The following is a 9,629-nucleotide window of genomic DNA, read 5'->3' as shown; positions in this document are numbered from 1 at the left end:
TGGTCGTAGTTAAAAACCATGGCAGAAGACGCTAAACCATGGCACAAATTCTGCGAGGGGTACAACCCCCAATAGCGAGAAGCCACTTATAACGTGGCCGTTCGAAACACATGTGGCTTCTCAACTTTTACACCTGCGGAGGCATAGGGTGGAATCGTCTAGAACAGGGTAAGATTTTATTTTCATCTCCAGTTTTCATGTCTTCTGTGCCTAGATTTGTTACCGCACCTACACTAGTGGATTCTTAATCATAACCTTTAGTGTTTATCATCAACTACAGGGGCAGAACCAATTTCAAGCTCATATTCAGAATACAGCCTATCAACATCTCTCATTAGACAATAGATGTATGCAACTGCTAGGTAATTCAAATTTTCTATTTTCAGAATTCCCTTCCTATCCATCTTTTTAAGTGTCATCTCCATAGATTTTTCAGAATATTTCTTAAATTCATTTTCATACAATGGCCTCACCACTAATCGTGCATAAACTTGAGGCATCACAAAAGCCACTACAGTAGTAAAGAGGCATATTAAATCCTTAAGCCAATCACCCTTAAAATCGAGGAGCAGAATATTACTCTCAATCTGAAGTTGATTCCTAATAGCCCCATACAGAATAAGAGCAGGAAAGAATGCTAGTGCATAAAAAACAACCCACAATTGATTTGAACTATTCCAAAATTTTACAAACTCTAAGACTTTCTGAGGGAGCTTCAAATAATGAGTATTAAATTTATAAACTTTAACAAATAAGAAATTTCGATTCTTCCCAACAGAAAGAACTCCAATACAGGCAACAATAACAAAACACGTAACATAGGCTGCAGTAAGAATTAACGATTTATACTGCAAATATATTAGAAAACAGGGAATAAGCCATGAGTACCAAATAATAATAATCACCCAAAATTTCATGCGGTCCCAGCCGAAGGGAATTTCTAATTCAAAATCAAACCCCGAATATCCATAGGTATCTATAAAATCGCCCCCATATTTTTCGGCAGGTTCCCCGACTCTTTTATCTCTGTCATAAATCCTACGAGCCAGCGTGTATTCAACAGCAGGAGATCCATCTGTACCATTCATAAAACTATTAATTCTACGCAAGGTAGACAAATTTTCCATGAGAGCATCCTTTTCGCTATACGTCAACATTAAAGATGAAGCAAGAGCAAACCACGCGAAGAACAACAAAACCCATAGGGGCATATCACCATATCGAGACAAGTTTACATCTTCGGGAACAATCGCTTTCCCCCAACCAGGAGATTCCAGAAACTTAAATGGATAGGGGATAGATACACCACCCCTAAAATATCCGGCCAAGAGGCCATGCCAAAAATTTACGACAAATACATAAAATACAATCAATCCAACCATTCGAGCAAACTTCCGGTACGCCATACGTCGAGCGTCATTCACCAATCCGCTTAGCCCATCAACATATTTCCCCACGCTCACATAAAGACTCAATAAAAGACTAGCTATCGAAGTAATAACACCTAATCTAATGTCAAATAAATAATATGGAGCATTAAATATTAATTCAACAGTATGAGTAATAAAATCCATACGTAAAGGTAATCCACCAGTCGCAGCAGACAACATATCACAATAAATATAAATTAAAACGGGTGTAACATACGGGATTGACCCATACACAAAATGAATAAATGGGCGGATTATTATATTGTCTTTGAAAATTTTTTTTCGCTGCTTTTCATGCTCATCACCCCATATTCCATTAACCTTATCAATAATATTTAGAATCTTCCTAGATTCTTCTTCAGCACCCATAAGCATTCCCTTTCCGACAACTTTGTTGGTTGATAAACTTCCTAGACAGCCGCGTTTTACATCATTGTGCAACTGTCAGCGTTCACAGATTATCACGAAATGATAAAGAACATCATGAACCCCGCAGGCCGGTGCCCATTACGCACCAGCCTGCGGGGTTCACTGCGGATATTCAGCCACGTTACCCATCAACTAAGCACCCAGGAGGGTCTTCGGGTTGACCGGAGTACCCGTGCCCTCCGCCAGGTGCTCAATACGCTTCAGAATCAGGCCCTCACGCAGCGCCCACGGGCACACGCGCATCGTCTCAACCCCGAACGCCTCCATCGCCGCCTCCGCAGCGATAGCGCCCGCCAGCATCTGCTCCGCACGAGCCTTCGAAACACCCGGCAGGTCAGCACGCTCAGAGACAGTCATCGCCTCCATACGACGAGTCCACAGGCGCAAATCCTGCAAATGCATCTCACGCTTCACATGCGGGCCCGCCGAATACGGCGCCGCACCACAAATACGCGCCAACGAACGGAACGTCTTCGACGTACCCACCGTCATATCCGGCGCACCATAACGCAACAGATTCTCCGCCACCGGGGCGATCTGCTCACGCACATACTTACGCAAACGCTTCACCTGCTTCGGGCTCGGCGGCTGCTCATCAAAAAACTCACGGGTCAGACGGCCCGCACCCAACGGCACACTCATCGCCGCATCCGGCAACGCATTCGTACCGGTCGAAAACTCAAACGAGCCGCCACCAATATCAAAATCAAGGATGCGTCCCGCACCCCAACCCTGCCAGCGGCGCACCGCAAAGTACGTAATTGCCGCCTCCTGATCACCCGAAATACCGTTCAGGCTCACGCCGGTCTGCTCACGCACCTGATGCAGAACCGCCGCACCATTACCCGCCTCACGGATAGCACTCGTGGAGAACGCCAGCAGGTCCTCCGCCTCATTCTCAATCGCGAAGTCACGTGCGCTAGTCACGAAGCGGGTCAGCGCGTCCGCGCCCTCCTGCGAAATGTTGCCCTCAGCGTCGAGGTACTGCACGAGCTGCAGCGGAATCTTGTGCGACGCGTACGGTTCGGGGCGCGCTCCAGGGCTGCCGTCAATCAGTAGCAGGTGGACCGTATTCGACCCGACATCCAGAACTCCCAGGCGCACGATGCGCTCCCCTCCCCCGCCCCGCGGCGGGATATCGTCTGTGTGCGGTACCGCAGGTGCGGCGCCTCTTCCAGTCTGTCAGAGGCGCGGCTCACTCCGCAAACAATCCGGGCGGATGCCCAGCATCAGCACAGCGCAAGCCTAAGAAACGCAGCGCGGGCAAAAAATGCGCAGGGCATGTACTCTCCCGAGCACGCGAAAGGCGCAGGAGGCGCCCCACCCCGCTAAGGGGTTCGGGACGCATCCTGCGCCTTCAAGTAGAAACGCTACTCGGCTGACGACGCGGCAGATTACTCGGCGGTCTTCTTCGCCGCGGTCTTACGAGTGGTCGTCTTCTTCGCGGTAGTAGACTTTGCGGTCGTCTTCTTAGCCGTGGTGGTCTTCTTCGCGGCGGTCTTACGCTTGACCGGGCCCTTCGCGCGCTTGTCAGCAAGCAGCTGCACCGCACGCTCGTGGGTCAGCGACTCGACCGACTCCGCACGCGGAACCGTAATGTTCGTAATACCGTCGGTGATGTACGGGCCAAAGCGGCCGTCCTTCACCACGATCTTCTTCTCGCTGACCGGGTCCACGCCCAGCTCAGCCAGCGGAGGCTTAGCCGCCGCACGACCGCGCTGCTTCGGCTGGGAGTAAATCTCCAGCGCCTGTTCCAGCGTAATCGTGAAGATCTCGTCTTCGCTGCCAATCGAGCGGGAGTCCGTGCCCTTCTTCAGGTACGGGCCAAAGCGGCCGTTCTGCACGGTAATTTCCACGCCCTCAGCGTCGGTACCGAGCACGCGCGGCAGGCTCATCAGCTGCAGTGCCTGCTCCAGGGTCACGGTCGCCAGGTCCATGGACTTGAACAGGGACGCGGTGCGCGGCTTGGCGGGCTTCGGCTTCTTCTTCGGCTTGGGCTTGCCGTTCTTGTAGTATTCGGTCGGCTGCGCGTCCAGGTATGCCTGAATTTGCTCCTCGGTCATCTCTTCGATGACTTCGGTGACGTAGGGGCCGTAGCGGCCGTCGCGTGCCACGATCTGGTTGCCGGAGACCGGATCAACGCCGAGTACGCGGCCGTCGGACTTGCCCTGTTCGAGCAGTTCGCGTGCCTTCTCTTCGGTCAGTTCGTCCGGTGCCAGGTCGGCGGGTACGTTCGCGCGAATCGGTTCGGTCAGTTCGCCGGTCTCGGTGTCGAGGGTTCCTTCGGCTTCCAGGTAGGGGCCGAACTTGCCCACGCGCAGCACAATGCCGTCCGCAATCGGGATGGAGTTGATGCTGCGGGCGTCAATCTCGCCGAGGTTGTCGACGATGGGCTTCAGGCCGCGCTTGGAGCCGCCGCCGAAGTAGAACTCGCCCAGCCATTCGACGCGGGATTCTTCGCCGCGTGCGATGCGGTCGAGGTCTTCTTCCATCTGCGCGGTGAACTCGTAGTTCACGTAGGGGCCGAAGCTGGATTCAAGCAGGCGCACCACGGAGAACGCGATCCAGGACGGGATCAGCGAACCAGAACGAACGTTCACGTATCCGCGGTCCATGATGGTCGAAATAACCGCCGCGTAGGTGGACGGGCGGCCGATGCCCAGCTCGTCCAGGGTCTTCACGAGGGACGCCTCGGTGTAGCGCGGGGGCGGCAGGGTCTCGTGGCCGGCGGGTTCAATCGCCTCGGCGGTCAGCGCCTCGCCGGTGGTCAGGTTCGGCAGGCGCTTCTCAGCGTCCTTCGCCTCACGCTCAGCCACGCGGGATGCGTCAACGCCCTCCTCGTAGGCGGCGAGGAAGCCGCGGAAGGTGATGACGGTTCCGGATGCAGCGAACTCAGCGTCCTGGCCGTTAGATGCCACGGCGCCCAGGCGCACGGAGGCGGTGGAACCGGTCGCGTCAGCCATCTGGGAGGCGACGGTACGCTTCCAGATCAGTTCGTAGAGGCGGAATTCGTCGTTGGACAGGGAGCCGCGCACAGCGTCCGGGGTACGGAAGGTGTCACCGGCGGGGCGGATTGCTTCGTGGGCTTCCTGTGCGTTCTTGCTCTTGGAGGTGTACACGCGCGGTGCGGAGGGCACGAATTCTGCGCCGTACAGCTCGGATGCCTGACGGCGTGCGGCGGAGATTGCCTGCTCGCTCAGCGCCACCGAGTCGGTACGCATGTAGGTGATGTAACCGTTTTCGTAGAGGCGCTGCGCCACCTGCATGGTCACGCGGGAGGAGAAACGCAGCTTACGGGCGGCTTCCTGCTGCAGGGTGGAGGTGGTGAACGGTGCTGCCGGGCGGCGCTTGTACGGCTTGGTCTCAACGGAGCGTACGGAGAACGCGGCGGTCTGCAGGGCTGCGGCGAGCGCGCGGGCGGCTTCCTCGTTCAGGTGGGTGACCTTGGAGGTGTTGAGGGTGCCGTTGTCTGCGAAGTCCTTGCCGGTGGCGATGCGGTTGCCGTCTACAGCGACCAGCTTGGCGTCGAAGCCTTCGGAGGCTGCGGTCAGGAAGCGTCCGGTCAGGTCCCAGTAGTTGGCGGCGACGAATGCCATGCGTTCGCGTTCGCGTTCAACGACGAGGCGGGTTGCGACGGACTGCACGCGACCTGCGGAGAGGCCGCGGCCGACCTTGCGCCAGAGTACGGGGGAAATTTCGTAACCGTAGATGCGGTCGAGGATGCGGCGGGTTTCCTGTGCGTCGACCAGGTGCAGGTCGATGTCGCGCAGTTCGCCGAAGGCACGCTGAATGGCTTCCCGGGTGATTTCGGGGAAGGTCATGCGGTAGACGGGTACCTTGGGCTTGAGGACTTCCTTCAGGTGCCATGCGATGGCTTCACCTTCGCGGTCACCATCGGTTGCCAGGTAGAGCGCGTCTACTTCTTTGAGCTTGCGCTTGAGTTCGGCGACCTTTTTCTTTTTGTCGGGGTTGACCACGTAGTAGGGTTCGAAGTTCTCTTCAACGTTGACAGCGAACTTGCCGACGGGGCTCTTTTTGAGGTTTTCGGGCAGTTCGGAGGGCTGCGGAAGGTCGCGGATATGGCCCATGGACGAGTCGACAAGGTAGTCCTCGCCGAGGTAGCTGCTAATGGTTTTGACCTTGGAGGGAGACTCCACAATCAGCAGGGCTTTTCCGGTCTTTGCCTGAGCGGGCACGGCACTCCTCTATCTGTGTGTTGAAAAGCTACGTATTCAACCATAACCTACGCTGGCGCTTGTGGGCGCCGGCGGGGTGTGGTTGTACGCGGGTGAGGTGATTGGTGGGGGTGTAGTTTATGTTGGGTTGATGTGGTGCGCTCGGTTCGTTTCATGCGGCGAGCGCGCGGTGACCCGGCACTGGGCGAGCTGGCCCGGTTCTGGTTGATGAGGACCGGGCGTGTTGAGCTTGCATAAGTGCGCAGGGTACTCGGTACATCATACGGTACCGGAGCGGTGGTGTGTGCACGGGATACATGGGGGCGGTTGCTGGGGCGCACCGCACCCGCTCACCTGCGTTTCTAGCTGGTGAGGGTATCAGAGTCGGGGTGGGTGCCGTCCAGGTATGCGGGCAACAGCGGGTATTCGCGGCCGTACACGGTCTGCGGCGCAATGCGCACCCACTGCATTTCGTGGGTTTCGGAATCGGGCAGGTCGAAGGTGCGCACAATCTGCGGGGTCATTTCCGGCGGTAGCCAGTGGGCGATACCGACCACGATGACGGAGCGGATGCCGTCTTCGAGGGTTTCGTCGATTTCGAAGGCGACGCGGCGGCTGACCACCACGGAGGAGAACTTGTTGCCGCGGGTGGTGCGGATATAGATTTCCTGCTTGTCGTCTTGGCTGGCGACGGCGTAGAGCACGGGCAGCACATCGACGTGCTGTCCGTCAGTGAGGATGAGGCGGCCGAGAGTGTTTGCGTGCAGACGCTCCCAGCACTTGTCGACGCTGATACTTTCATCGGGGTACAGGTTACTCATGGTTTCAGTGTATGCGATGGGGTGGGTGCTCTTGCGCAGATGACGGTTTTGGTCAGTGGGTGGGTCGGGGCTGTGTCATTGCGCTGCCGCCTATACACGGTGGGCGCGCCCGGGCAGATGCGGCGGGTGCGTAGAATGGTGTGCATGACTATTTCTGCCGCCTCTTTCGCTCCCGAGTACGCCGCCGTTGCGGATGCTCCCCGCAGCGATGATTACGCCCGCCTGACCCGCATCCGTGAACGCCTGTTGGCGTTGAACTACAGCTATGACGCTGTGCAGGAACTGCTCGGTGCTGAGGCGGCTGAGGCGATGGCTCGCGACCAGGTAGTTCCGGGCCTGTGGCGTGTGGAGCATATTCTGCGCGGCGATTACAGCGCGGGTAAGAAGAACCTGGCGCGTCTGCTGGCGTTTTTCCTGCTGGCTCGCCCGCTCACTGTGTCTGAGGCAGCCGAGGTTTTCGGCGATACCCTGGTTGACTTCGAGAATGCCGCGCTGATTGAGCGCGACGCTGCGGATTCTACCCGCTGGTCCGCGAGCGTTGATTTGCGCCCGCACGCCGCCGATGACGGCACCGAAATCTTTGTTGCCGCCGACCTGGGTGCGCATCAGCGCCCCGGCGTGCTCCGTAAGGATCACGTGCTCGGCATTGGTCACGCCTCCCTGACTCTGGCACAGATTACCGAGCGCACCCCCGTCAAGCGTGCCCTGGATGTGGGCACTGGCTGCGGTATTCAGACCTTCCACCTGCTCGCCCACGCTAAGCACGTGACCGCCACCGACATTTCGGAGCGTGCCCTGGCGTTCACCCGTTTTAACCTGCTGCTGAACGCGCAGGCACTCAATATTGATCCGCAGAACCCGCAGGCGCGCGTGAGCCTGCGTGAGGGTTCCCTGCTGGAGCCGGTCGCCGGTGAGCTTTTCGACCTGGTGGTGTCAAACCCGCCGTTCGTGATTACCCCGCGCGTTGCCGGTGAGAGCGCCGAGGAGCAGTTCACCTACCGCGACGGCGGCCTGCCCGGTGACGAAATTGTGAGCACGATGGTGCGTCAGCTGCCGTCGGTGCTGGTGCCCGGTGGTCGCGCGCAGATGCTGGGTAACTGGGAAATTATTCGCGATTCTGAGGATCCGGATGCACCGCGCCCGTGGGATGAGCGCCCGCGCGCCTGGGTTGCCGACGGCGGCGCGGAGGCCTGGTTTATTCAGCGTGAGGCGCTGACCCCCGCCTCCTACGCGGAGACCTGGTTGAAGGATGCGAGCGAGAACCGCGACCGCAGCCACTACGAGCAGACCTACGTGGCGTACCTGAACGACTTCGCTTCCCGGAACGTTCATTCTATTGGTTTCGGCATGATTTGGCTGCGCCGCCCGACCGAGGCGACCGCGGCAGGCGTGACCGAGCCCCTGCAGCGTTTCGAGGAGATCACCTACCCGATTCAGCAGCCCATCGCCCGCGCCCTCACCGAGTCCGTGCGCCGCTACGACCGCCTCGCCACCATGGACGATGAGGCGCTCCTAACCGCACACCTGGAGGTTGCCGAGGACGTCACCGAGGAACGCCACGGCCGCCCCGGTGCAGAGCACCCCAGCGTCATTTTGCTGCGTGCCGGTTCGGGTCTGTGCCGCACCCAGCTGCTCTCCACCGAGACGGCAGGTTTTGCGTCGGCGAGCGATGGTGAGCTTGCCGTGGGTCAGATTGTGGCTGCTCTTGCTATGCTGCTGTCCTGGCCCGAATACGATGAGGCTGCCGCCGCCGCGCGCGGTACGCAGGAGCAGCATCCGCGCGACACCCTGCTGCACGCGGTGCGTGAGCTGGTGCTCAAGAGCTTCCTGCACTTTAGCGACGAGCACGCGGGCGCAGCATCGGCTGACGAAAATGCCGCTGAGGTACATGCGGCAGAAGCGCAGGGCTAGGCGTGCGCTTTTGGTCCCTTCACCCTTCCCTGCTCGATCGTCGCGCCCTGGTCGCCTGCTGGCGCGAAACCCTGCTGGCGCAGAAGGTGCTGCGGGGTCTGACTCGCGGGTACACGAACCATCCGCAGCTGATTCGTTTTCGCGCGCATCCGCAGCCGCTGGAGGCGGTTGCCACCTACCTGTCCGGGCTGGCGGATGAGGCGGATGCCCGCGGCTACTCGTTCAACCATGCGCTGATTGGTGCAGGCGAACACGGTGCGGGCGAAGATGGTGCAGGTAAAAACTGCGCCGACAAGGCGGAAAACCCGTACGCTTCGGTCGCACTGATTCCCGTTCCTTTGGGTCAGTTGGAGTACGAGCTCGCCTTTCTGCGGCACAAGGTGGCGGGGCGCGACCCCGAGTGGGAGCACCAGTTGAGCGAGCGCCTGGCGGCGCGCGGCGAGTTGGCGGCGTGCGCGCATCCGCTCTTTGAGGTGGTTCCGGGCGCTATTGAGCCCTGGGAAAAGACGAAAGACTTTTAGACAGAGGGATTTCTAGACAGAAGGATTCCTAAGAACGTGAGCATAGTAATGCCCCGGCGGAACCCTTGCGGGTGCCTGCCGGGGCATCGCTGTATGCGTGGCTCAAGCTGTATGGAAACAAGCATCTCAGCGCATTACAGAGCGCTGGAAACAGCTTGGCACGGGGTCTACCTCAGGGTCTTTACCCCAGGACCTTCACCTCAGAGTCTTTACTTGGTGGTCAGCGCGGGCTTGATCTCCTTGACGATTGCGTCGAGCATCTTCAGGTTGAAGTCCACACCCAGCTGCAGTCGACCCGCCGCAATGAGATCGGCCATGGCGGCAAGTTCAGCCATGTAGAGC

General features: G+C 58.1%; 6 protein-coding genes. 2 read left to right on the top strand and 4 right to left on the bottom strand.

From position 1 onward, the window contains the following. Positions 1-257: 257 nt before the first annotated feature. From HMPREF3055_RS09205 to HMPREF3055_RS03915, 4 genes are all read right to left on the bottom strand, one after another. A complete protein-coding gene (locus HMPREF3055_RS09205) occupies positions 258-1,799 on the bottom strand; it encodes a hypothetical protein (protein WP_141758468.1) in 1,542 nt (513 codons plus the stop codon). Between the two features lie 192 nt (positions 1,800-1,991). Then, positions 1,992-2,963, bottom strand: coding sequence for a Ppx/GppA phosphatase family protein (locus HMPREF3055_RS03925; protein WP_070738092.1), 972 nt, complete (start codon positions 2,961-2,963; stop codon positions 1,992-1,994). A 290-nt stretch (positions 2,964-3,253) separates the two neighbouring features. Further along, the gene (topA, locus tag HMPREF3055_RS03920) at positions 3,254-6,055 is read right to left on the bottom strand and encodes a type I DNA topoisomerase (protein WP_070738089.1); all 2,802 of its coding nucleotides are present in this window, start codon (positions 6,053-6,055) and stop codon (positions 3,254-3,256) included. A 341-nt stretch (positions 6,056-6,396) separates the two neighbouring features. Then, positions 6,397-6,855: a pyridoxamine 5'-phosphate oxidase family protein gene (locus HMPREF3055_RS03915; protein ID WP_044145909.1), complete on the bottom strand. Its 459-nt coding sequence runs from the start codon at positions 6,853-6,855 to the stop codon at positions 6,397-6,399. Positions 6,856-6,999: 144 nt separating this feature from the next. On the opposite strand from HMPREF3055_RS03915, the gene HMPREF3055_RS03910 reads away from it, so the two are divergent. After that, a complete protein-coding gene (locus HMPREF3055_RS03910; protein WP_246826891.1) occupies positions 7,000-8,766 on the top strand; it encodes a DUF7059 domain-containing protein in 1,767 nt (588 codons plus the stop codon). A gap of 2 nt (positions 8,767-8,768) precedes the next feature. Further along, on the top strand, positions 8,769-9,287 hold the full coding sequence (locus HMPREF3055_RS03905) for a pyrimidine dimer DNA glycosylase/endonuclease V (protein ID WP_070738083.1): 519 nt from the start codon (positions 8,769-8,771) through the stop codon (positions 9,285-9,287). Positions 9,288-9,629 lie beyond the last annotated feature (342 nt).

The sequence above is a fragment of the Rothia sp. HMSC061C12 genome (assembly GCF_001815755.1).
GTDB classification, from domain to species: Bacteria; Actinomycetota; Actinomycetes; order Actinomycetales; family Micrococcaceae; genus Rothia; species Rothia mucilaginosa.
This window is presented reverse-complemented; position numbering and strand designations above follow the sequence as displayed.

Excerpts from the sequence above, each read along its gene's own strand:
- HMPREF3055_RS09205 (WP_141758468.1), bottom strand. The coding sequence starts at position 1,799 with ATGGGTGCTGAAGAAGAATCTAGGAAGATTCTAAATATTATTGATAAG.
- HMPREF3055_RS03915 (WP_044145909.1), bottom strand. The coding sequence starts at position 6,855 with ATGAGTAACCTGTACCCCGATGAAAGTATCAGCGTCGACAAGTGCTGG.
- HMPREF3055_RS03910 (WP_246826891.1), top strand. The coding sequence starts at position 7,000 with ATGACTATTTCTGCCGCCTCTTTCGCTCCCGAGTACGCCGCCGTTGCG.